Below are 21,798 nucleotides of genomic sequence, written 5' to 3'. Positions count from 1 at the left end.
GATAACGAGTGGGCCAAAAAGTAAATCCTATAGGACTACGTGTAGGCATTATTCGTGATTGGGAATCTAAATGGTTTGCCGGTAAAGAGTTCGGTACTCTTTTAATCGAAGACGTTAAAATTCGCGAATACGTTAAAAATAAATTAAAAGATTCAGCTGTTTCGCACATCGAAATTGAGCGTGCAGCTAATCGTGTGAACGTTACTATTCATACAGCTAAACCAGGAATGGTAATCGGTAAGGGCGGTGCTGAAGTAGAAGTACTTCGTACTCAAATTGCTAAGATTTCTGCTGGTAAGAAAGTTCACATCAACATTTCTGAAATTAAACACCCTGAACTAGATGCTATTCTTGTTGCAGAAAGCATTGCACAACAATTGGAACGTCGTGTTTCCTTCCGTCGTGCTTTGAAACAAGCAATGCAAAGAACTATGCGTTCTGGTGCTAAAGGGATTAAAACACAAGTAGGCGGACGTCTTGGCGGTGCTGAGATTGCTCGTTCAGAAGGCTACAGCGAAGGAACTGTTCCACTTCATACGCTTCGTGCTGATATTGACTACGGTACAGCTGAAGCAGCTACTACTTTCGGTCTAATCGGAGTTAAAGTATGGATCTATCGTGGAGAGGTTCTTCCTACGGCTAAGAAACAGGCTGCGCAGGAAGGAGGCAACTAATCATGTTGGTACCAAAACGTGTAAAACACCGCAAGCAACAACGCGGACACATGAGAGGTCAAGCTAAAGGCGGAACTGAATTGAACTTCGGTGAATTCGGTCTTGTAGCACTTGAGCCATCATGGATTACTAACCGTCAGATTGAAGCTGCGCGTATTGCTATGACGCGTTACATCAAACGTGGTGGTAAAGTATGGATCAAAATTTTCCCGGATAAGCCAATCACACAGAAGCCTCTAGAAGTACGTATGGGTAGTGGTAAAGGTAACGTGGAAAAATGGGTTGCAGTTGTAAAACCTGGTAAGATTATGTTTGAACTTGGTGGTGTACCAGAAGAGATCGCTCGTGAAGCGATGCGTCTTGCTTCTCATAAACTACCGATCAAAACTAAGTTTATCAAACGTGAAGAAGTGGGTGGTGAAGCAAATGAAAGCTAGTGAACTTCGTAACCTAACCTCTGCTGAGATAGAACAAAAAGTATCCGGATTTAAAGAAGAACTCTTTAATCTCCGTTTTCAACTGGCTACTGGTCAGCTTGACAACCCGACTCGGATTCGTGATGTTCGTAAAGAAATAGCTCGTGCTAAAACTATTATCCATGAAAGACTACTTGGAATTAGTTAATTGAATCGGACTAAACTTGTCTATATTCAGGAAGGAGGCTTACAATGAGCGAGGAACGTAATGCACGTAAAGTACAAGTCGGTAAAGTAGTCAGCGATAAAATGGATAAAACTATTGTTATTGCTGTTGAATCTCATAAAAAGCACAACTTGTATCACAAGAGCATTAAACACACTAAGAAGTTTAAGGCACATGATGAGAACAATACTGCTAAAATCGGGGATATCGTTAAAGTTATGGAGACCCGTCCGCTATCTAAGGATAAACGCTGGAGATTAGTCGAAATCGTGGAAAAAGCGATTATCATCTAAACCCTTTTAAACGTTTTTTTCGAAAGGAGGAAATATAAATGATTCAACCATTTACACGTTTGCATGTAGCCGACAACTCCGGAGCGAAGGAACTTATGTGTATCCGCGTTTTAGGAGGAACTGGTCGTCGTACAGCAGCAATTGGTGACTTGATCGTATGTGCTGTTAAAGCAGCAACACCAGGCGGCGTTGTCAAAAAAGGTGATGTAGTAAGAGCTGTTGTAGTTCGTACTAAACGTACTGTTCGTCGTAAAGACGGTTCGTATATCGCATTTGATGAAAATGCAGCAGTTGTAGTTAAAGACGATAAGAGCCCACGTGGAACTCGTATTTTTGGACCTGTTGCTCGCGAACTTCGCGACAGAGACTTCATGAAAATCGTTTCCTTGGCACCGGAAGTTATCTAATTTTCAAATAACCTTAAACTTGCAAGGAATAGCAAGCCGCAGGAGGTGTAACAAATGCCAAAAGTGAAAAAAGTTCTGGAATCCCACAGCCATAAATTGCATGTCAAAAAAGATGATGTAGTCATGGTGATCAGCGGGAAAGACAAAGGTAAAAAAGGTCGTATCATTGCTTCTTATCCTCGTCAAAACCGGGTCTTGGTTGAAGGTGTGAACATGATGAAGAAACATCAAAAACCTAACCAATCTAACCCGCAAGGCGGTATCATCGAGCAAGAAGCTGCTATTCACGTTTCTAACGTGATGCATATCGATCCAAAGAGCGGAAGCGTAACTCGTATCGGATACAAAGTATTGGATAACGGACAAAAGGTTCGCGTAGCGAAAAAATCCGGAGAAGTTATCGACTAATCGAATATTGATGAAAGGAGGTTTGTGATTCATGGCAGTAAGACTAAAAGATCGTTACTTGAACGAAATTACACCTGCTTTGATGCAGAAGTTTAACTATACAACAGTGATGCAAGTACCTAAGATTGAGAAGGTTGTTATCAACATGGGTGTTGGTGAAGCAGTTTCTAACTCTAAAGTTCTTGATGCAGCTGTAAATGATATGCAATTGATTTCTGGTCAAAAACCAATTATCACTCGTGCTAAGAAATCCATCGCTGGATTCAAATTGCGTGAAAACATGCCAATCGGTGTGAAAGTAACGTTACGTGGAGAACGCATGTATTATTTCTTGGACAAATTGTTTAACATTACTCTTGCTCGTGTCCGTGACTTCCACGGTGTTTCCACTAAAGCCTTTGATGGCCGTGGTAACTATACACTTGGACTCAAGGAACAATTGATTTTCCCTGAGATTGAGTATGATAAGGTAGATAAAGTCCGTGGTATGGATATCGTTATTGTAACGACAGCCAATACTGATGAAGAGTCGCGCGAGCTTCTCACGCAAATGGGAATGCCTTTTGCAAAGTAATTCCGCAAATCCATTTCTCCGAAAATTATTAGGAGGTGTCAGTCTAAGTGGCAAAAACTTCGATGATAGTAAAACAACAACGTACGCCTAAGTTTAAAGTACGTGGATATACTCGTTGCGAACGTTGTGGTCGTCCACATTCAGTACTGCAGAAGTTCAAAATTTGCAGAATTTGTTTCCGTGAATTAGCTTATAAGGGCCAGATTCCTGGCGTGAAAAAAGCAAGCTGGTAAGAAGTCCATAAACGGGAAGGAGGTTTACACACATGACTATGTCTGATCCAATTGCAGATATGCTAACTCGTATTCGTAACGCTAATACAGTACGTCACGAAACGGTAGAAATGCCTGCTTCAACGATGAAGAAACAAATCGCTGATATTTTGAAGCGTGAAGGATTCATCCGCGACGCAGAAGTTGTCGCTGATAACAAACAAGGGATTATCCGTATTTTCTTGAAATATGGACAAAACAATGAGCGTGTTATCACAGGTTTGAAAAGAATTAGTAAACCAGGCCTTCGCGTGTACACTAAGAGCAACGAAGTTCCTCGTGTACTCGGCGGTCTAGGTATCGCGATTATCTCCACTTCAAAGGGAGTTATGACCGATAAAGAAGCTCGTCAATCTAAATCTGGCGGAGAAGTTGTCTGCTACGTATGGTAATATAATGTCACAAGACAAGGAGGTGCAACATATATGTCTCGTATTGGTCGCAAACCAATCGCAGTACCAAGTGGTGTAGAAATCACTTTGGATAACACTGTTATAACTGTTAAAGGACCTAAAGGAACTTTAACTCGTGAACTTCATAAAGACATGAAGGTAACAGTTGATAATAATGAAATTCTTGTTGAACGTCCTTCTGACAATAAAACGCATCGTTCTCTTCACGGCACGACACGCAGCGTTGTCAGCAACATGGTTACTGGTGTAACTGAAGGTTTCTTTAAAAACCTAGAATTGGTTGGGGTCGGATATCGCGCAAGCAAATCCGGAGATAAAATCGTTCTAAACGTAGGTTACTCACACCCAGTTGAAATTACTCCAGAACCAGGTATTGAATTTGAAGTACCTGTGAATACAAAGATCACTGTTAGAGGGATCGATAAAGAACGTGTAGGAGCTTATGCTGCTAACATCCGTTCGGTACGTGAGCCTGAACCTTACAAAGGTAAAGGGATTAAGTATGAAGGTGAACGCATTATCCGTAAGGAAGGTAAAGCTGGTAAGAAAAAATAGGTTATTTTTTCTTATTCCAGATTTACCATGTGCGTCTTAACGTGATGCTTTGAAGGTAAACTGAAAGGAGTGAAATGGAAGTCATGATTAATAAAGAAGATAAGAACAAGGCACGTGTAAGAAGACATCTTCGTGTTCGTAAGAAAATTACTGGAACCGTTGAACGTCCACGTCTTAACGTTTTCCGTTCTTCCAAACATATCTATGCTCAATTGATTGATGACGTTGCTGGTGTTACATTGGTAGCAGCATCAACAGTTGATAAAGAATTGAGTGAAGGAATTACTAATGGCGCTAACGTAGAGTCAGCTCGTAAAGTTGGCGAATTGGTTGCTAAACGTGCAAAAGATAAGGGCTATGCTTCGGTCGTATTTGACCGCGGAGGTTACTTATATCACGGACGAATTCAAGCACTTGCAGATGCAGCTCGTGAAGCAGGCTTAGAATTCTAAGATATTTTTTAAAAAGGAGGTTAACGACTTGCGTGTAGATCCGAATACTTTAGAACTGACTGAAAGAGTTGTAAATATTAACCGCGTAGCAAAAGTTGTAAAAGGCGGACGCCGTTTTAGCTTTAGCGCGTTGGTAGTTGTCGGCGATGGCAAAGGTTATGTTGGCGCCGGTATCGGTAAAGCAGGCGAAGTACCTGATGCGATTCGCAAAGGTATTGAAGATGCTAAGAAAAATCTAATTCATGTTCCACTTGTTGGAACATCTATTCCTCACACTGTAACAGGTAAATTCGGAGCTGGTCGCGTCTTTATGAAACCAGCATCAGAAGGTACTGGAGTTATCGCTGGCGGTCCTGTACGTGCAGTACTTGAACTTGCTGGTGTGGGTGATATCTTGACAAAATCTCTGGGTTCTTCGAACTCCATGAATATGGTCAACGCAACTTTAGAGGGCTTGTCCCGTCTGAAACGCGCTGAGGATGTTGCGAAATTACGCGGCAAATCCGTCGAAGAATTGCTCGGTTAAGGAGTGAATGTCATGACAAAATTACAAATCACCCTCGTTCGTAGTTTGATTGGTCGTCCTGAAGATCAGCGTGCGACTGTCAACACACTTGGCTTGAAAAAAATCAACAAAACTGTTGTTCATAACGACAATCCTGCGATTCGCGGAATGATCAATAAAGTGTCCCATTTAGTATCAGTAACAGAAATCGAAGGTTAATCAACAAGATTAACCTACAAATCTTAAGGAGGTGCAACGAACGATGAAATTACATGAGCTTTCCTCTGCCCCTGGTTCCCGTAAAGAACGCAAACGTGTTGGACGCGGTACTAGTAGTGGTACAGGTAAAACATCAGGTCGTGGCCACAAAGGTCAAAACTCTCGTTCCGGCGGTGGAGTTCGCCCTGGTTTCGAAGGTGGACAAAACCCGTTGTATCGTCGCTTACCTAAACGCGGGTTTACTAACCCTACGCGTAAAGAATATGCGATCGTGAACATCGAAGATCTTAACAACTTCGCAGCAGATACAGAAGTAACTCCAGAATTTTTGTTCGAAAACGGAATCGTGAAAAATGCTAAAAGCGGAATCAAGATTCTTGGCAACGGCGAAGTAACAGTTAAGCTGTCTGTCAAAGCGAATAAGTTTTCTCAATCTGCGGTGGAGAAAATCGAGGCTGCCGGCGGTAAAACCGAGGTGATCTAATGTTTAAGACGATCAAAAATATTTGGCACATTGAGGACCTACGCAAAAGAATCGGATTTACTCTATTCGTACTATTCATTTATCGTATAGGTAGCTTCGTACCAGTACCTGGTGTCGATAAATCAGTTTTAGCGAATACTAACAATGCTGGTGCAGATTTGTTTGGACTTCTCAATACGTTCTCGGGTGGCGCGTTAATGCAATTCTCAATATTCGCCCTCGGGATCACGCCATATATTACAGCATCCATCATCGTGCAATTGCTCTCAATGGATGTTATACCAAAGCTTTCCGAGTGGGCCAAACAAGGTGAACACGGTAAGAAGAAATCAGCACAATTGACGCGATATGGTACAATCGTATTGGGTATAATTCAGGCGTTTGCTATGTCCATCGGGTTTAACCGTATGTATGGCACTGTCATGATTCCTAATGCAACATTTGCTAAATATGTACTGATTGCTATTGTCTTGACGGCGGGTACTGCCTTCCTGATGTGGTTAGGTGAGCAAATTACGGAAAGAGGTATTGGAAATGGTATATCGATGCTTATCTTTGCTGGTATCGTAGCTAACATTCCAACCTATATTCGTACAACGTCTCAGTCTTCCTTCATCCAAGATAATCAAATCTTCATGAACTCGTTGAAGACGATATTGCTAGTTCTCGTAATTGTATTGATTGTTGTCGGCGTTATATATGTCCAACAAGCGATTCGTAAGATTCCAGTACAATACGCTAAACGTGTCGTTGGAAACAAAATGTATGGAGGACAAAATACGCATATACCGCTTAAGATCAATGCTGCGGGCGTAATTCCAGTCATCTTCGCCATATCATTGCTTCAATTCCCAGTAATCATTGCGAGCTTCTGGACCCCAAACGCATGGGCTGAATGGGTTAAGATTAACTTAAGTCATGATCAACCATTGGGTATGGTCTTGTATGTTATCATGATCATTGGATTTACATTCTTTTATACTTTTGTACAGATGAATCCTCAACAAATGGCTGAAAATATGAAGAAAAATGGTGGATATATTCCTGGGATTCGTCCTGGTAAAGCAACTGAGAAATATATGACGCGTGTTATGTCTCGTTTGACAATGTCAGGCGCTATATTCCTAGCTGTTATATCGTTGACACCAATCTTCTTAGGTTCGTTGGCTGGATTGCCTAAATCCGTGCAAATCGGGGGTACAGCACTCCTCATCGTTATCGGTGTTGCGCTGGATACTATGAAGCAAATCGAAGGTCAATTGATCAAACGTCATTACAAAGGTTTCATTAATAAATAAAAGGTCCGGTGAAGTTTTTTAAACTTCCTGGTACCTGCATTTCTTGAAATAGAAATTCTTGGGGGAGTGATAAACGTGAACATTCTTTTCATGGGACCTCCTGGAGCAGGTAAAGGAACACAAGCAGCGGCCATCGTTAATGAATTCGGTATTCCTCATATCTCAACAGGCGATGCATTTCGTCTAGCGATTAAACAGGAAACACCGATTGGAGTTAAGGCCAAAGGATATATGGATCAGGGCTTACTTGTACCGGATGATGTTACAATTGGTATTGTGGGTGAACGTCTACAGCAGTCCGATTGCGAAAAAGGTTTTTTGTTGGATGGATTTCCAAGAACCCTTTCGCAAGCGGAAGCGCTGGAAGAAATACTATCCCGTTTAAATACTCAACTGGATTACGTTGTTAACTTGAAAGTTGATCGCGATAAATTAATGGCGCGTTTGACTGGAAGACGGATTTGTAAAGAATGTGGATCCTCTTATCATGTGATCTTTAACCCGTCTAAACAGGAAGGTGTTTGTGATATTGACGGAGGGGAATTATACCAACGCTCGGATGATAACGAAGAGAGTGTAGGTAAAAGACTTGACGAATATATTAACAAAACAGCACCACTCCTAGATTTTTATCAGGAAAAAGGTTTATTGCGTCAGATCGATGGTGAAATGGAAATTGATGCGGTTACAACTGAAATCGTATCAATATTGCGAGGTTAGGTGTAATGATCATAGTTAAGTCCAAAACGGAACGTGGGCTTATGAGCGAGGCAGGGCAAGTTATGGCTACAAGTCAACTTGCTGAACCGTACATTCGCAATCAAGCTTTAGTGCCGTCAGCTAAGGACTACAATGGTTTCCTTACTAGCATTTGCACTTCGGTCTTAGTCCCTGGATCCTCCGGTAATCGCAAGTTAAACGAAGACCACATTGTTATGTTAGACACCAGAGCGGATGACAGTGGTTTCACAAAACTGAAGTGGTAGGTGATTGTTTATGAACAACCAATCCATACCGCATATTGGTCAAATTGTGAAGATACTGAGAGGCAAGGATGCTGGACAACTAGCTGTAGTCCTGACCCAAGCCGATAACAAGTTCGTCTATATTGCGGATGGGGATAAACGTAAGTTTGATCAAGCGAAGAAGAAAAACCTTCTTCACTTGGAAGCCCAATCGTATATTAGCAGTGAGGTTGCAAACAGTTTAATGGAAAACGGTCGGGTCACAAACGGAAAGCTGCGTTATGCAGTGATGATGTTTAGACTATCTACCGAATCAAATGCTGAACAGAGAGGAGACTAATTGTGGCTAAAGAAGACGTAATTGAAGTAGAAGGTACGGTCCTTGAACTGCTTCCAAATGCAACGTTCAAGGTTGAACTTGAGAACGGTCATCAAATACTTGGTCATGTTTCAGGAAAGCTACGGATGCACTTTATTCGTATTCTGACTGGAGACAAAGTGGTCGTACAGTTATCACCATATGATCTAACCAAAGGTCGTATAACTTACCGTAAATAATGCAACGTACACATTAAGATTTTGGCTGAAACCTGTTTTGCCCGGCAAAATAGAGCTGATTCTTATGAAGAAAGTTTCTTGTATAGAGCTTTCTAAATGCTTTCGATGTCAGTTTTGCAATGCAAAACTTGGTATATGCTTTCGAAGTCAGTTTTGCTTCGCAAAACTTTGAGGAGGTAATTAACATGAAGGTAAGACCTTCTGTAAAACCCATGTGCGAAAAATGCAAAGTCATTCGTCGTAAAGGGACAGTAATGGTGATTTGTGAAAATCCGAAACATAAACAAAAACAAGGTTAAAGAAGGGGGTGTAGCGTAAAATGGCTCGTATAGCTGGAGTGGATTTACCACGTGATAAGCGCGTTGAGATCGCCTTGACTTACATTTTCGGAATCGGTAGAACGACTTCCCAGAAAATTTTAGAAGAAACAGGCATCAGTTCAGAAACTCGCGTTAGAGATCTAACTGAAGATGAAGTCAGCAAATTGCGTGAAACGATCGACAAAACAGTCAAGGTTGAAGGTGACTTGCGTCGTGAAATTTCCTTGAATATTAAACGTCTAGTTGAAATTGGTTGCTATCGTGGTGTGCGTCATCGCCGTGGGTTGCCGGTTCGTGGACAACGTACTAAGACGAATGCACGTACACGCAAAGGCCCTCGTCGTACGGTAGCGAACAAGAAGAAATAATAAGGGGGGATAAAAGACAATGGCAAAACCAAAAAAAGTCGTGCGTACTAAACGCCGCGATCGTAAAAATATTGAATCTGGCGTGGCACATATTCGTTCCACGTTCAACAATACGATTGTAACGATCACTGATCCACACGGTAATGCAATCTCATGGGCTAGTTCAGGCGGACTAGGATTCAGAGGTTCACGTAAGTCCACTCCATTTGCTGCACAAATGGCCGCTGAAACAGCAGCTAAAGCAGCTATGGAACATGGAATGAAATCAGTTGAAGTTATGGTTAAAGGTCCTGGAGCTGGTCGTGAAGCTGCGATTCGTTCTTTGCAAGCTGCTGGTCTGGAAGTCAACCTAATTAAGGATGTAACTCCAGTTCCACATAACGGGTGCCGCCCACCAAAACGTCGTCGTGTCTAATTAAGTCAACCAGAACAATGTGGTATAAAACCCGCGCGTTTTGCTAACAATGGTTGTTTAGGTATACCACAGGATACTCTAGACAAGATGACTGTTATATAGGAGCGACGTTTGAAGGAGGGTACATGCGTGATTGAAATCGAAAAGCCGAAAATTGAGACCATTGACGTCAATGAAAATGGTACTTATGGTAAATTCGTAGTAGAACCACTAGAACGCGGTTATGGTCAGACTTTGGGGAATTCACTTCGCCGAATCTTACTATCATCGCTGCCTGGTGCAGCTGTTACATCGGTTCAGATTGACGGTGTTCTACATGAATTCACAACAGTGCCAGGAGTAATGGAAGACGTAACGGAGATTATTCTAAACTTGAAAGCTCTATCCCTCAAAATTCATTCTGACGAAGAGAAAGTGTTCGAGATTGATGCTGAAGGCGAAGGAGTTATCACAGCTGCGGATATCCGTGCGGACAGTGATGTTGAAATTCTAAATCCTGATCTTCACATTGCGACATTGGGTCCTGGATCCAGACTACACATGCGTATTTTTGCAAGTCGTGGACGTGGTTATGTTCAAGCAGATCGGAACAAACGTGATGACCAACCGATCGGCGTCATTCCGGTTGATTCCATCTACACTCCGATCTCACGCGTCAATTATGGCGTTGAGAACACACGTGTTGGTCAAGTGACTAACTACGACAAGCTTACAATGGAAATCTGGACTGACGGAAGCGTTAGACCAGAAGAAGCTGTTAGTCTTGGAGCTAAAATTTTGACCGAGCATGTGAATCTATTCGTTGGTTTGACTGACGAAGCTAAAGATGCTGAAATTATGGTCGAAAAAGAAGAAGACAAAAAAGAAAAAGTGCTTGAGATGACGATCGAAGAGCTCGATCTATCAGTCCGTTCTTATAACTGCCTCAAGCGTGCTGGTATCAATACAGTACAAGAACTTACAACAAAGACCGAAGAAGATATGATGAAGGTTCGTAACTTGGGCCGCAAATCTTTGGAGGAAGTACAAGAAAAGCTCGAGGAACTCGGTTTGGGACTTCGGACTGAAGAATAGCTTCTAAGATTGTTAGTGAAGGAGGGAAAAACATGGCATACCAAAAGTTGGGCCGCGATGCTAGCGCACGTAAAGCATTATTTCGTGACTTGGTAACGGACCTATTCTTATATGAACGCATCCAAACAACGGAAGCGAAAGCTAAAGAAGTTCGTTCGATCGCTGAGAAGTTGATCACGAAAGCGAAAAAGGGAGACCTTCACGCTCGTCGTCAAGTAGCAGCATTCGTACGTCGTGAAACATTGGATGGCGAGCAAGATGCTATTCAAAAATTGTTTACGGATTTGGCACCTCGTTACTCAGAGCGTCCAGGTGGATACACTCGTATCCTAAAACTAGGACCTCGTCGTGGCGATTCTGCGCCAATGGTTTACTTGGAATTAGTAGACCGCGCGTAAATATCGAAATGTTGAAAGGGTAAGCAGTAATCGTTGATTCTGTATTAACCCTTTTTTCACTTCATTTCGGAATAGAGGAAGCTCCGAAAGGAGCTTCTTTTTTAAAATATAAGAGAGTATAAGTTTCACTTGATACTCTACTTCTTACATTTCCGAAGAGACGGATACCCGCCCTTAAGGGTCGGTGTAGCCGTTTCTTCTTGAATGATAAGAAAGTGTAAGTTCCAGAACCTTTGCTTATCATTCAAGCAGCTATGGGGTACCGTCTTAAATTTAACGGTGATCGGATCTATTTGATGATTAAGCTTTGCTAAATGAGGTGATGTTACTTTGCGCAACTTATGTATGAAGGTCAGTTACGAGGGAACGAATTATAACGGCTTTCAGACACAAACGGATGGCAGAACGGTTCAGGATCACCTTGAGAAGGCAATTAAGATGCTTACAGGTGATGAGGTGAAGATTATAGCTTCAGGGCGGACAGATGCAGGTGTACACGCCTACGGTCAGGTATTCAATTTCCAATCTCTATCTGCTATTCCCGTAGAACGGTGGGCAATGGCCCTGAACACAAGGCTTCCAGCGGATATCGTGGTTAGAGAGGCAATAGAAGTACCGGAACTTTTTCACTCTCGTCGATCAGCCAAACGTAAAACATACCGTTACACAGTAAATGCTAATCAATTTATTGATGTATTTACGCGTCATACCCAACTTCATCATCATGGGAGATTGGATATCGCAGCAATGCAGAGGGCTATTAAGCACTTTATAGGAACACATGACTTCACATCATTTGCTTCCCGTAATTCTGCGAAGACATGTCATGTTCGCACATTGTTTGACGCTTATATTGAAGTGGATGATTCGATGTGTAGGTCAGCTTCCAGAGATCAAGGCGTTATTCATACGTATGTAACAGGAAGTGGCTTCTTGCAGCACATGGTTCGTATTATGATGGGAACATTACTGGAAGTTGGAGAAGGGAAGAAGTCTCCTGATGACATACCAGTCATTTTGGCGGCTTTAGATCGGACACAAGCCGGTCCAACAGCGGAAGGAAAGGGCCTTACGCTTTGGGATGTAGATTACAGTGATCATATGAAAAAAACTTTATAAATCTCTTGCGATTTGCTTGTGGATACTGTAGAATAAAAATTGTGTTTTCTTAATGGCTTTCCCACAGCCCCAAATAAGATGATCACAATTATGCTTTAAATTAATTGATAACATTTACTAACTACTATGAACGAAGATAAATGAAATATGTTTGATTTTCGGACGATAACAAGGAGGAACTATTTTATGCGTACCACCTATATGGCTAAGCCAAATGAAGTAGAGCGCAACTGGCACATCATCGATGCTGATGGTAAAACGCTAGGTCGTTTGGCAACTGAGGTTGCTGCTCTTATTCGCGGCAAACACAAGCCACAATTTACAACACACGTTGACTCTGGCGACTTTGTTGTCGTAATCAACGCTGAGAAGATCCATTTGACAGGAAGAAAGTTGACTGACAAGAAATACTACCGTCACTCCCAGCACACTGGTGGTTTGAAAGTAACTACAGCTCAAGAAATGCTGAAGACTTTCCCTGAACGTGTTATTGAAGCAGCCGTTAAAGGTATGATTCCTAAGACACGTATGGGCGACAAGATGAAGCTTAGACTTAAAGTTTATGCAGGTACAGAACATCCACACGCAGCACAAAATCCAGAAGTTTACGAACTTCGCGGCTAATTTAAAAGGAGGACAGTTTCATGGCACAAGTACAATACTATGGGACAGGTCGTCGTAAACATTCGGTAGCACGTGTTCGTCTTATACCGGGTGAAGGACGCATTGTCATTAATAAACGCGACATTAATGAATATTTCGGTCTAGAAACACTTAAGTTGATTGTTAAGCAACCTCTTAACTTAACAGAAACACTTGGCAAATACGATGTTCTCGTAATTGCTCATGGTGGAGGAACATCAGGTCAAGCTGGAGCAATTCGTCACGGGATTTCTCGTGCATTGCTTAAAGTAGATCCTGAAATGCGTTCTTCTCTTAAGAAAGCAGGATTCTTAACTCGTGACCCACGTATGAAAGAACGTAAGAAATACGGACTTAAAGCAGCTCGTCGTGCTCCTCAGTTCTCCAAACGTTAATATTATTTCACAAAAAGACCTATTCTCACGAATGGGTCTTTTTGTGTTTTTTTATTACTACAATAAAGTAGATTAGGCGAATACATATTGACACATTCAACTGGTAATATTTATAATAAGATATAATTCATATGAAATTAGTTGGAATTTCTTTTTATTATTTCTAATGTATTGGGGGAGACAAATTCATGAATTTATTAGAGAAAGAGCAACTCATCAAAGAAAAGTCAGAAGAGTTTGAGCTTGCTTTACCTGAGGATGTCATAAGATGGGCCATTGATACCTTTCCGAACATTACATTTGCCTGCAGCTTTGGGGCAGAAGACGTTGTACTCGTTGATATGATTCAAAAAATAAGTCCTTCAACAGATATTTTTTATTTAGATACGGATTTTCATTTTAAAGAAACGTATGAGACACGAGATCAAATGGCACAGAAATATGGATTGGAATTTGTTCGTGTATCTCCTAAATTAACGCCTGAAGAGCAGGCATCGCAACATGGAGAAGCTTTATGGACTATCGACGCTAACCAGTGCTGTAACATTCGGAAGGTTGAGCCACTTACTCGTATCCTGTCTCAATATGATGCATGGATAACGGGTATTCGACGTGATCAGGCACCAACACGTGCCAATACAAAGAAAGTAGAATATGACGCTAAATTTGGGCTGATTAAATTTAATCCTATAGCTTCATGGACGACGGATGATGTGTGGAATTACATCCGGAGTAATGATGTGCTGTATAATCCACTTCATGATCAGAATTATCCTAGCATTGGATGCGAATATTGTACCCGTCCAGTTATGCCTGGCGAAGACCCACGTGCAGGTCGTTGGGCTGGAAATGAGAAGACAGAATGCGGACTTCATAAGTAATTTCTTCATGAAAGTAACATGAAATTAAATACAAGGAGCGAAATCAATGACTTCGATATTACCGCATGGTGGAAAATTAATTCAACGGCTTGTTCAGGGTGAGGAAAGAGAATCACTACTACAGGTTGCTCAAGGTCTCCAACAAATTGCTATTAACACATGGACAATATCAGATTTAGATCTTATTGGAGTTGGTGCCTTTTCGCCACTTACTGGTTTTTTGAATGAAGATGATTATCGATCCGTCATTTCTACGATGAGACTTGCGGATGGCACTGTATGGTCTATTCCAATTACACTGGCTGTAGATGCGCCTAAAGCGGAGAAACTATCTCTTGGTGAACAAGTTGCGCTTGTAGGGGATACGGACGGAATTATCTACGGTACGCTTACTGTGGAGAGTATATATACCGTAGATCAAGCAGAAGAAGCGCTCAATGTCTTTAAGACCAATGATCCTGAGCATCCAGGGGTCAAAAAGTTGATAGAACGTTCTACTACCTACGTAGGTGGTTCAATACAAGTCTTGAATAGACCTGAACCTGCTAAATTCAAAGAATTCTATTACGATCCTGCGGAGACACGTCGTTTGTTTGCAGAGAAAGCTTGGAAGACAGTCGTTGGATTCCAAACTAGAAATCCTGTTCATCGCGCGCATGAATATATTCAGAAGAGTGCAATGGAGATCGTGGATGCCTTATTCTTAAATCCGCTTGTGGGTGAGACGAAATCAGATGATGTACCTGCTAATGTACGGATGAAGAGTTATTTAACACTTTTGGAAAATTATTATCCTGAGGATCGTGCATTTCTTGGCGTGTTCCCAGCGGCTATGAGATATGCTGGACCACGTGAAGCTATCTTTCATGCTATTGTTCGGAAGAACTATGGATGTACTCACTTCATCGTGGGACGAGATCACGCGGGTGTAGGAGATTATTATGGAACTTATGAAGCTCAAGACATATTTAAGAATTTCACGGCAGAAGAATTAGATATTACGCCTTTATTTTTTGAACATAGCTTCTTCTGTACGAAATGCGGAAATATGGCTTCGAGCAAAACATGTCCTCATGGAAGTGAAGATCATCTGACCCTATCGGGAACGAAAGTTCGGGGATTATTACGTGAGGGGCTCTGTCCTCCACCGGAGTTTACACGTCCTGAAGTTGCCAAGGTTCTTATCGAAGGAATGGCTGAGCAAGTTACGATATAATGTACTATTTGTCCACCCCCACCCATATAGATGTTTAAGAGTCTATAGGACAGGAGGTGGCCTTTTTTATGTCCAAGCCTAAGTCAGGTACGATAGCGGTATGGATTCGGCTTAGAACGATCAAAAAGCTACTATTTGCACTATGTTTATTGATTGTTTTTGTAGGTATAGTTACATACGAAGTTCCTACCGAAAAAACAACGAAGTACTGGAGTTTACCTTTAGCTGGGAAAGTAATTGTCTTAGATGCTGGTCATGGGGGAGTGGATGGGGGAGCTGTAAGTCGACAAGGTGTGATTGAGAAAGATATAAACCTAGCCATTACGCTATACCTACGTGATTACCTGCAGGAGGCTGGAGCCGTTGTGAAGATGACGCGTGAAGGAGATTATGATCTGGCGTCTCCGGATACCAAAGGATATTCGAAGCGTAAAACGGAGGACTTGAAGCAACGTGTGAAGAAAATAGAAGAGCAACAACCATATCTATTTGTTAGTGTTCACATGAACAGTATTCCTTCAAACCGCTGGCGTGGAGCTCAAGTGTTCTATTATCCTAATCACCCAGACAATGCTAACCTGGCCACTTTAATGCAAGAAGAAATGAGACGTAATTTGGAGAACACGGATCGTATTGCCAAAACGGCAAATACGGTGTATTTGCTTAAAGCTCTAAAAATTCCAGCAACTCTGGTAGAAGTTGGTTTTCTCTCTCATGCTGAAGAAGCGATGTTGTTAAAAGATGTGGAATACCAGCGGAAAGTTGCTGCTTCCATTTACAAAGGGATTTTGCGATATAGTTCAGGTGAGAAATCCAAGGTGTCGTCAGAATCAGATGGGTAAGATATAATAGTTATATATGCCAATATACGAAGCAGGGGTGCTGCCATCATGATATCAAGAGAGCAAGTACAGGAAATTCTATACTCGATGGGTGAACCTACAAGCGGTAAAAGCCTGATCGATCTACAACTTATTAGAGATATTGTAATAAAGGAAAACAAGATCTCTCTTTCTGTCATTTATCTTGACACTAGTGAAACGTATCGTGCTGACCTCGAAAAGGAGATCCATCATCGCTTAGAGAAGTTGGGGCCAGAGGAAATTCATATTCGTCTACGTGAAGCTACGGATTATGATCGTAAGTTAGCTTTTGGAGAAAAGATGTCAGATGAAGATGAAGCCGTCTTGAAAAAGGGTCATGCTGCTGGATTAGAGGACCATGCCCTAATTAAAGAGGATTCGGGCGTACACTTCATTGCTATAGCTAGTGGTAAGGGAGGCGTTGGTAAATCAACGGTAACTGTTAACTTAGCTGTAGCATTAGCCCGTCAAGGCAAGCGTGTGGGGCTGATTGATGCTGATATATATGGTTTCAGTATTCCAGATATGATGGGATTGGAAGAAGGACCTATCGTTGAAGATGAGGTAATCTTACCAGTTGAACGTTTTGGCGTAAAAGTGATGTCTATGGGGTTCTTTATTCGTGAGAATAATCCAGTAATTTGGCGTGGACCTATGTTAGGGAAGATGTTACGTCAATTTCTTAGTGATGTGGGTTGGGGAGAATTGGATTACTTACTCCTTGACTTACCTCCGGGAACGGGTGACGTTGCCCTGGATGTCCACCAAATGCTGCCTCAGTGCAAAGAGATCATTGTGACAACACCACATGCGACTGCGGCCTTTGTAGCCGCTAGAGCAGGCGCTATGGCTATTCAAACGAATCATGAAATATTGGGTGTAGTTGAGAATATGTCATATTATGAGTGTTCAAGTTGTGGGGATCGTGATTATGTGTTTGGTAGAGGTGGGGGAGGACGATTGGCTGAAACGCTTCACACGGAGCTAATAGCTCAATTACCTCTAGGAGTTCCTAATAATCACATATCAGAACCAGATTTCTCGCCTTCTATCTATAAGTTCGATACAACAAGTGGTAAAATCTACGATGAGATTGCCACGACCGTTATTTCTAAATGCGAAAAGGACTGACCTCATTCGTAATGAGTCAGTCCGATTCCAACCAGCCTAGCTGATGAATGAAGATATTACCGATTAGCTCCCGAAAGGGGGCTAATTTTATTACACTTATTCAACCGCCACCTTCAGAATCTTTCCCTCCGCCACTTTCTTCACTACCGCCACTATCCTTCTTTTTCTTTTCATCTTTTGGTTGTAGTTCACTTTTGACGACGGATTTAAGTAATTCCAATACTTCCATTTTGAAAAGTGGATTTTGCATCGCTTCTGTCATTATCGTCATCGTCTGTTTACGGAAATCAGGTGATTTAGTAAGCTCTAGAAACATTTTTGAGACCTCAGGGGATTTCATGATGTCAGAGACCGACTTTTGATAGGTTGGATCTTTAATCAATTGCTGATGTAACTCTTTACTTTGTGAGCTAATCGCTTTGGCGAAATCACCGGCGAATTTGGGATCTTTCATTATCTTTTCGATTTTTTTTTCATATTCGGGAGCTGTAATTGCATCCTTTACTGCAGTACGAATCTCTTTGGATGAGGCTGATGACAACATTTTCATCCCCATGGTACCACCAGATTCACCTCCGTTTAGAGCTTCCTCAACAGCTTTTTTTCCATCATCGCTCTTGAGAATATCCACCACCATGGATTTCATTTCTTTATATCCCATTGGGGAAGATGAGCTACCTTGTTCAGATCCACAAGCTGTAAGAGCAGTAACAAGAACACAAATCAGTCCAATAATGCGTATATCCGTTCTTTTCATCTAGTTTGTCCTCCTTAACATGGATACTGTTTGTAGTATGTGAAGGTGAAATCATAAATATGTTCGGAGGTAATGGTTTTTTTATGAGAACGTTGGTAAAATAAACTGTTAATGGGGGTGATTTTTTGACTTTAAGAAAATGGTTTAAGTTATTTTGGGAAACATTATTAGTGGGTGCAGTGGCTTCCATTATTACAGGAATCGGATTGCAGGTCGCAAGTGGGGGAATATCTTTCAATGGATTCTACGATTATGTTGCGTTCTTCGTAATTTTGTTTGGATATGGAATGCTTGCCAGTGTATATTCTCAATTGGGTTTCTTTGCTTATCTGATTCTGAATTATATGGGGAATGGCGTATTTTCCAAAAAAGGATGGCAGTACATACAGTTAGTTCTAACCGTCTTAGCTTTACTTGAGTTGCTGTTCTTCCGTACGTTTGTTGGTGGGGAGAGTGGAAAGTGGTCTGACCTTGTACTAGGTGGAGTTATTTTAATCGTGTCAGTCGCAGTAGCTTACTTTAAAGCACGTATGACGAATGCTTCAGCTTGGATTCCAACGTTGTTCTTCCTTATCGCGGTTACCATTATAGAAATTGTAGGTGGTCTTAAAATTAATGTAGACAATGCTACAGCACTTCTTGTTATTCCCTTATTAGCATGTAATGCATTTCAGATTTTAATTCTTCATCGTATTGTAGTAAACAAAAAGAGCTAAGTTACTTAGCTCTTTTTGTATAACACGACGGATTGTTAGCGGCTTATTCACTTTGTGGATGGACTAGCTGATTTTCTTGTCTAAAGTCCTGTCAGGTCTAAGTCCTCGATGGATACTTGTGTCGATGCTTGATCACGGACCTCAGTTCCTTTGGTATCCGTTTGGTTAATCAAGTCAGAGACGGTAACGAATTCATATCCTTGTTTACGAAGCTGATCAATAATAAGGGGAAGTGCTTCATGTGTTTGTTTAGACGAATCACTAGCATGCAACAATACGATATCACCAGGGTGAGCTTTACTAACCACACGGTCAACGATATTTTGTACTCCAATATTCTTCCAGTCTAAGGAATCTGTATCCCACTGGATCACTTTATAATTCATACTTTCCGCAATACGCAATACTCTTTTGTCAAAATCACCGTTCGGTAATCGGAGTAAGTTAGGCGCTTTACCGGTCATATCGCTTAATACAGAATTAGCTGTTGCGATCTGTTTGCGAATCTCCTCATCACTAAGAGTAGTGTAATTCACATGCTTATGACCATGACTCCCAATTTCAAAACCGCTATCCTTAATATCCTTTACAATGTCTGGATGGCTTTTACTCCATGGAGAGGAGAGAAAGAACGTGGATTTCTGTACTTTTTTCTCCTTCAGAATCTTAATGATAGGAGCTGGTCGGGTATCGCCCCAACTTATATCGAAGGTCAAAGCAATCACTTTCTTGTTTGTAGGTACGCTGTAAATCGCTGAAGGAGCCCCTTCAGAGAATACAGTAATTTGATCCCGTTCAATGTACACAACTCCAATTGCAAATACCACAGCTGCTGTAACGAGCAAATAACGTTTAATTTTCTTCCAGCTCAACACATAAAAAAATGAATTCATTGGATAAAGCGCTCCTCTCATGCACGAATGCTTGTTTACTCAAATTGTATGCTCGTACTTGGGGGTTATTACTATATGAGAGGCTTGCGACGAAGTTTTGTCCCAAATACTTAAGGAGTGGGCTTGAGAAGTAGTTATGTAGCAAAACTTTTAGAATATGCTTACGAGGTTAGTTTTGTACCAAAACTTTTAGGATTACGCTTACGAAGTTAGTTTTGTACCAAAACTTTAGGAGGTTACTCATGTTTAGATTCTCAGCTTTTATAAAAGATATTACTTTGATTAAAAGGACGATGATGGTATCGACATTGATATTTATCATTGGGATTGTAGTGGGTTGGCTTAGCACAGAGACAATAGCAGCGTTTGTTAACCAACAGATTGAGGGGATTCGTCAGATTAGTCAGAACTTAAGTGAGTCAGAACGACCACAGTGGAGCTTTTTTGTGTTTATTTTTTTGAATAACAGCATAAAAGCCGTATTAATCATATTTTTCGGTATTTTTCTAGGTATACTCCCGATTATTTTTCTAATGATCAACGGTATGGTTCTTGGATATTTGGTACATCATCTATCAGCACAAGGTGAAAGTATGTTTGATGTAATTGTAAAGGGCTTGTTACCGCATGGGATTATTGAGATTCCAGCTATTATTATTGCATGTGCTTTTGGACTTCGATTAGGAACGTTAGTGTGGATTAGTATAGGGCAATGGAATCGTGAGAAGAGGGCTAATCTGGGAGACGTGTGGAGCGGGTTCTTTAAAAGAGTGGGACCTATTTCGCTGTGGATCGTGATATTACTGTTCATAGCGGCAATTATCGAAAGCACAATAACATTCTGGTTAATGCGGTGAGAATAAATTTTACTGTTATGCTCATATTTTTTCCCAAATATGAGCATAACAGTAAAACAGCTATACGGATTGTTCTGGAGTAACCCAGCCTGTTATCCGTTAGTTACATAATCGAGGAGGCAATAATATATGCTGGGTATGCTATTCAATGATAGAGAGTGTAAGGAACTAGATTATGTTCTTCGTAAAGAACTAGATGAAATGTTAATGGACCTAGGTGACAAACGTTTAGATCAAGATATCAAGCAATCAATTGCTAAGCGTTATAAAGTTGTGTTTCGTATGTATGCTCGTTTTGCCCCCCCAAAGGAACTCTCCAAATATGCACGTAACAACCGATTCCCCCAATTGAAGCATTAAAATTATAAAAAAGTGTTGACTAACTTGTTTGAAATATGATAAATTAATTCTCGCTTCCTTAGTGATTAGGAAGTTGCGAGATCAATCGATACAAATCGAATTGAAAATCGCTTCAAAAAAACTTCTTGCATTATCGATACACAGTATGATATGATATAGAAGTTGTCGCCGAGAACAACTGGTGACAAACGAAAGAAAATATTGATCTTTGAAAACTGAACAACGAGTGAGTAGATTTCACGAAAGTGAAATCAAAACAAATGAGAAATCATTTGATAGAGAAAGAAATTTCTCGTCAGTTTGTTTTAAATGAGCATAATCGCTCTTTTCATAGATCGTTCCAAATCGCTGCAAAGCTGATTTGAAACGATCTACTATATGGAGAGTTTGATCCTGGCTCAGGACGAACGCTGGCGGCATGCCTAATACATGCAAGTCGAGCGGAGTTGTTTTGGAAGCTTGCTTCCAAAACAACTTAGCGGCGGACGGGTGAGTAACACGTAGGTAACCTGCCTATAAGACTGGGATAACTACCGGAAACGGTAGCTAATACCGGATAATTTGTTTCTTCTCATGAAGAGACACTGAAAGGCGGAGTAATCTGCCACTTATAGATGGGCCTGCGGCGCATTAGCTAGTTGGTGAGGTAACGGCTCACCAAGGCGACGATGCGT

The 21,798-nt window shown here is 41.3% G+C and carries 36 protein-coding genes and 1 rRNA gene; 35 read left to right on the top strand and 2 right to left on the bottom strand.

Annotated features, from left to right (window positions below; genetic code table 11):
- The first annotated feature begins 8 nt into the window (after nucleotides 1-8).
- From rpsC to PGLA_RS22220, 31 genes are all read left to right on the top strand, one after another.
- Complete coding sequence (gene rpsC, locus PGLA_RS22370; protein WP_068537316.1) at nucleotides 9-674, top strand: 30S ribosomal protein S3; 666 nt, start codon at nucleotides 9-11, stop codon at nucleotides 672-674.
- 2 nt (nucleotides 675-676) lie between these two features.
- On the top strand, nucleotides 677-1,111 hold the full coding sequence (gene rplP / locus PGLA_RS22365) for a 50S ribosomal protein L16 (RefSeq protein WP_068537314.1): 435 nt from the start codon (nucleotides 677-679) through the stop codon (nucleotides 1,109-1,111).
- Nucleotides 1,101-1,298 (top strand): 50S ribosomal protein L29, encoded by a 198-nt coding sequence (rpmC, locus tag PGLA_RS22360; RefSeq protein WP_068537312.1) that lies wholly within the window; start codon nucleotides 1,101-1,103, stop codon nucleotides 1,296-1,298. The genes rplP and rpmC overlap by 11 nt, the downstream gene beginning before the upstream one ends.
- A gap of 44 nt (nucleotides 1,299-1,342) precedes the next feature.
- The gene (gene rpsQ / locus PGLA_RS22355; protein ID WP_068537310.1) at nucleotides 1,343-1,609 is read left to right on the top strand and encodes a 30S ribosomal protein S17; all 267 of its coding nucleotides are present in this window, start codon (nucleotides 1,343-1,345) and stop codon (nucleotides 1,607-1,609) included.
- Nucleotides 1,610-1,647: 38 nt separating this feature from the next.
- Complete coding sequence (gene rplN, locus PGLA_RS22350; RefSeq protein ID WP_068537308.1) at nucleotides 1,648-2,016, top strand: 50S ribosomal protein L14; 369 nt, start codon at nucleotides 1,648-1,650, stop codon at nucleotides 2,014-2,016.
- Between the two features lie 54 nt (nucleotides 2,017-2,070).
- Complete coding sequence (gene rplX / locus PGLA_RS22345; protein WP_068650939.1) at nucleotides 2,071-2,424, top strand: 50S ribosomal protein L24; 354 nt, start codon at nucleotides 2,071-2,073, stop codon at nucleotides 2,422-2,424.
- A gap of 31 nt (nucleotides 2,425-2,455) precedes the next feature.
- Nucleotides 2,456-2,998: a 50S ribosomal protein L5 gene (rplE, locus tag PGLA_RS22340; protein ID WP_068537306.1), complete on the top strand. Its 543-nt coding sequence runs from the start codon at nucleotides 2,456-2,458 to the stop codon at nucleotides 2,996-2,998.
- 47 nt (nucleotides 2,999-3,045) lie between these two features.
- Nucleotides 3,046-3,231, top strand: coding sequence for a type Z 30S ribosomal protein S14 (locus PGLA_RS22335; protein ID WP_068537304.1), 186 nt, complete (start codon nucleotides 3,046-3,048; stop codon nucleotides 3,229-3,231).
- 32 nt (nucleotides 3,232-3,263) lie between these two features.
- Complete coding sequence (gene rpsH / locus PGLA_RS22330) at nucleotides 3,264-3,662, top strand: 30S ribosomal protein S8 (RefSeq protein WP_068537302.1); 399 nt, start codon at nucleotides 3,264-3,266, stop codon at nucleotides 3,660-3,662.
- A gap of 33 nt (nucleotides 3,663-3,695) precedes the next feature.
- Nucleotides 3,696-4,238, top strand: coding sequence for a 50S ribosomal protein L6 (gene rplF / locus PGLA_RS22325; RefSeq protein ID WP_068537301.1), 543 nt, complete (start codon nucleotides 3,696-3,698; stop codon nucleotides 4,236-4,238).
- Between the two features lie 83 nt (nucleotides 4,239-4,321).
- A complete protein-coding gene (gene rplR, locus PGLA_RS22320; RefSeq protein WP_076577040.1) occupies nucleotides 4,322-4,690 on the top strand; it encodes a 50S ribosomal protein L18 in 369 nt (122 codons plus the stop codon).
- Between the two features lie 28 nt (nucleotides 4,691-4,718).
- Complete coding sequence (rpsE, locus tag PGLA_RS22315; protein WP_068537297.1) at nucleotides 4,719-5,216, top strand: 30S ribosomal protein S5; 498 nt, start codon at nucleotides 4,719-4,721, stop codon at nucleotides 5,214-5,216.
- Between the two features lie 12 nt (nucleotides 5,217-5,228).
- Nucleotides 5,229-5,414 (top strand): 50S ribosomal protein L30, encoded by a 186-nt coding sequence (gene rpmD / locus PGLA_RS22310; RefSeq protein WP_068537295.1) that lies wholly within the window; start codon nucleotides 5,229-5,231, stop codon nucleotides 5,412-5,414.
- Between the two features lie 43 nt (nucleotides 5,415-5,457).
- Nucleotides 5,458-5,898, top strand: a complete 441-nt coding sequence (gene rplO / locus PGLA_RS22305; RefSeq protein WP_068537293.1) for a 50S ribosomal protein L15 — start codon at nucleotides 5,458-5,460, stop codon at nucleotides 5,896-5,898.
- On the top strand, nucleotides 5,898-7,196 hold the full coding sequence (gene secY, locus PGLA_RS22300) for a preprotein translocase subunit SecY (RefSeq protein WP_068537291.1): 1,299 nt from the start codon (nucleotides 5,898-5,900) through the stop codon (nucleotides 7,194-7,196). Before rplO ends, secY begins: the two co-directional genes overlap by 1 nt.
- A 75-nt stretch (nucleotides 7,197-7,271) precedes the next feature.
- Nucleotides 7,272-7,916 (top strand): adenylate kinase, encoded by a 645-nt coding sequence (locus PGLA_RS22295; RefSeq protein WP_068537289.1) that lies wholly within the window; start codon nucleotides 7,272-7,274, stop codon nucleotides 7,914-7,916.
- A gap of 5 nt (nucleotides 7,917-7,921) precedes the next feature.
- Nucleotides 7,922-8,182, top strand: a complete 261-nt coding sequence (locus tag PGLA_RS22290) for a M24 family metallopeptidase (protein ID WP_068537287.1) — start codon at nucleotides 7,922-7,924, stop codon at nucleotides 8,180-8,182.
- A gap of 10 nt (nucleotides 8,183-8,192) precedes the next feature.
- The gene (locus PGLA_RS22285) at nucleotides 8,193-8,501 is read left to right on the top strand and encodes a KOW domain-containing RNA-binding protein (RefSeq protein ID WP_068537286.1); all 309 of its coding nucleotides are present in this window, start codon (nucleotides 8,193-8,195) and stop codon (nucleotides 8,499-8,501) included.
- A gap of 2 nt (nucleotides 8,502-8,503) precedes the next feature.
- Nucleotides 8,504-8,719, top strand: a complete 216-nt coding sequence (infA, locus tag PGLA_RS22280) for a translation initiation factor IF-1 (protein ID WP_068537283.1) — start codon at nucleotides 8,504-8,506, stop codon at nucleotides 8,717-8,719.
- 185 nt (nucleotides 8,720-8,904) lie between these two features.
- The gene (rpmJ, locus tag PGLA_RS22275) at nucleotides 8,905-9,018 is read left to right on the top strand and encodes a 50S ribosomal protein L36 (protein WP_026688601.1); all 114 of its coding nucleotides are present in this window, start codon (nucleotides 8,905-8,907) and stop codon (nucleotides 9,016-9,018) included.
- 20 nt (nucleotides 9,019-9,038) lie between these two features.
- A complete protein-coding gene (gene rpsM / locus PGLA_RS22270) occupies nucleotides 9,039-9,407 on the top strand; it encodes a 30S ribosomal protein S13 (RefSeq protein WP_068537280.1) in 369 nt (122 codons plus the stop codon).
- 19 nt (nucleotides 9,408-9,426) lie between these two features.
- A complete protein-coding gene (rpsK, locus tag PGLA_RS22265; protein WP_068537278.1) occupies nucleotides 9,427-9,822 on the top strand; it encodes a 30S ribosomal protein S11 in 396 nt (131 codons plus the stop codon).
- A gap of 129 nt (nucleotides 9,823-9,951) precedes the next feature.
- The gene (locus PGLA_RS22260; RefSeq protein ID WP_068537275.1) at nucleotides 9,952-10,896 is read left to right on the top strand and encodes a DNA-directed RNA polymerase subunit alpha; all 945 of its coding nucleotides are present in this window, start codon (nucleotides 9,952-9,954) and stop codon (nucleotides 10,894-10,896) included.
- Between the two features lie 32 nt (nucleotides 10,897-10,928).
- Entirely contained in the window at nucleotides 10,929-11,294 is a 366-nt protein-coding gene (gene rplQ, locus PGLA_RS22255) for a 50S ribosomal protein L17 (RefSeq protein ID WP_068537272.1), read from the top strand.
- A 330-nt stretch (nucleotides 11,295-11,624) separates the two neighbouring features.
- Complete coding sequence (gene truA / locus PGLA_RS22250) at nucleotides 11,625-12,413, top strand: tRNA pseudouridine(38-40) synthase TruA (protein ID WP_068537270.1); 789 nt, start codon at nucleotides 11,625-11,627, stop codon at nucleotides 12,411-12,413.
- A gap of 186 nt (nucleotides 12,414-12,599) precedes the next feature.
- Nucleotides 12,600-13,037 carry a 50S ribosomal protein L13 gene (rplM, locus tag PGLA_RS22245; protein WP_068537268.1) on the top strand — a complete coding sequence of 146 codons (438 nt, stop codon included), beginning with the start codon at nucleotides 12,600-12,602 and terminating at the stop codon, nucleotides 13,035-13,037.
- 20 nt (nucleotides 13,038-13,057) lie between these two features.
- Nucleotides 13,058-13,450, top strand: a complete 393-nt coding sequence (gene rpsI / locus PGLA_RS22240; RefSeq protein WP_068537266.1) for a 30S ribosomal protein S9 — start codon at nucleotides 13,058-13,060, stop codon at nucleotides 13,448-13,450.
- Between the two features lie 188 nt (nucleotides 13,451-13,638).
- Nucleotides 13,639-14,331 (top strand): phosphoadenylyl-sulfate reductase, encoded by a 693-nt coding sequence (locus tag PGLA_RS22235; protein ID WP_068537263.1) that lies wholly within the window; start codon nucleotides 13,639-13,641, stop codon nucleotides 14,329-14,331.
- A gap of 46 nt (nucleotides 14,332-14,377) precedes the next feature.
- The gene (sat, locus tag PGLA_RS22230; protein ID WP_068537261.1) at nucleotides 14,378-15,547 is read left to right on the top strand and encodes a sulfate adenylyltransferase; all 1,170 of its coding nucleotides are present in this window, start codon (nucleotides 14,378-14,380) and stop codon (nucleotides 15,545-15,547) included.
- A 68-nt stretch (nucleotides 15,548-15,615) separates the two neighbouring features.
- A complete protein-coding gene (gene cwlD / locus PGLA_RS22225; RefSeq protein ID WP_068537259.1) occupies nucleotides 15,616-16,389 on the top strand; it encodes an N-acetylmuramoyl-L-alanine amidase CwlD in 774 nt (257 codons plus the stop codon).
- Between the two features lie 48 nt (nucleotides 16,390-16,437).
- On the top strand, nucleotides 16,438-17,541 hold the full coding sequence (locus PGLA_RS22220) for an Mrp/NBP35 family ATP-binding protein (protein ID WP_068537258.1): 1,104 nt from the start codon (nucleotides 16,438-16,440) through the stop codon (nucleotides 17,539-17,541).
- A 100-nt stretch (nucleotides 17,542-17,641) separates the two neighbouring features.
- Here PGLA_RS22220 and gerD read toward each other — a convergent pair whose 3' ends face one another.
- The gene (gene gerD, locus PGLA_RS22215; protein ID WP_068537256.1) at nucleotides 17,642-18,298 is read right to left on the bottom strand and encodes a spore germination lipoprotein GerD; all 657 of its coding nucleotides are present in this window, start codon (nucleotides 18,296-18,298) and stop codon (nucleotides 17,642-17,644) included.
- 125 nt (nucleotides 18,299-18,423) lie between these two features.
- On the opposite strand from gerD, the gene PGLA_RS22210 reads away from it, so the two are divergent.
- Nucleotides 18,424-19,014, top strand: a complete 591-nt coding sequence (locus PGLA_RS22210; protein WP_068537253.1) for a KinB-signaling pathway activation protein — start codon at nucleotides 18,424-18,426, stop codon at nucleotides 19,012-19,014.
- 80 nt (nucleotides 19,015-19,094) lie between these two features.
- Here the strand turns inward: PGLA_RS22210 and pdaB are convergent, their stop codons facing one another.
- Nucleotides 19,095-19,907 (bottom strand): polysaccharide deacetylase family sporulation protein PdaB, encoded by an 813-nt coding sequence (gene pdaB / locus PGLA_RS22205; protein ID WP_068537252.1) that lies wholly within the window; start codon nucleotides 19,905-19,907, stop codon nucleotides 19,095-19,097.
- 242 nt (nucleotides 19,908-20,149) lie between these two features.
- Between pdaB and PGLA_RS22200 the strand changes: the two genes are divergently transcribed.
- The 3 genes from PGLA_RS22200 to PGLA_RS22190 form a co-directional block, all read left to right on the top strand.
- On the top strand, nucleotides 20,150-20,764 hold the full coding sequence (locus PGLA_RS22200; protein WP_068537250.1) for a stage II sporulation protein M: 615 nt from the start codon (nucleotides 20,150-20,152) through the stop codon (nucleotides 20,762-20,764).
- Nucleotides 20,765-20,893: 129 nt separating this feature from the next.
- On the top strand, nucleotides 20,894-21,124 hold the full coding sequence (locus PGLA_RS22195) for a hypothetical protein (protein ID WP_068537248.1): 231 nt from the start codon (nucleotides 20,894-20,896) through the stop codon (nucleotides 21,122-21,124).
- Between the two features lie 375 nt (nucleotides 21,125-21,499).
- Nucleotides 21,500-21,798 (top strand): 16S ribosomal RNA (locus tag PGLA_RS22190); the annotation flags it as partial.

The sequence above is a fragment of the Paenibacillus glacialis genome (assembly GCF_001637205.1).
In the GTDB taxonomy this organism is placed as follows: domain Bacteria; phylum Bacillota; class Bacilli; order Paenibacillales; family Paenibacillaceae; genus Paenibacillus_AQ; species Paenibacillus_AQ glacialis.
The sequence above is the reverse complement of the archived record's forward strand: the minus strand, read 5'-3'. Positions and strand labels throughout refer to the sequence as shown.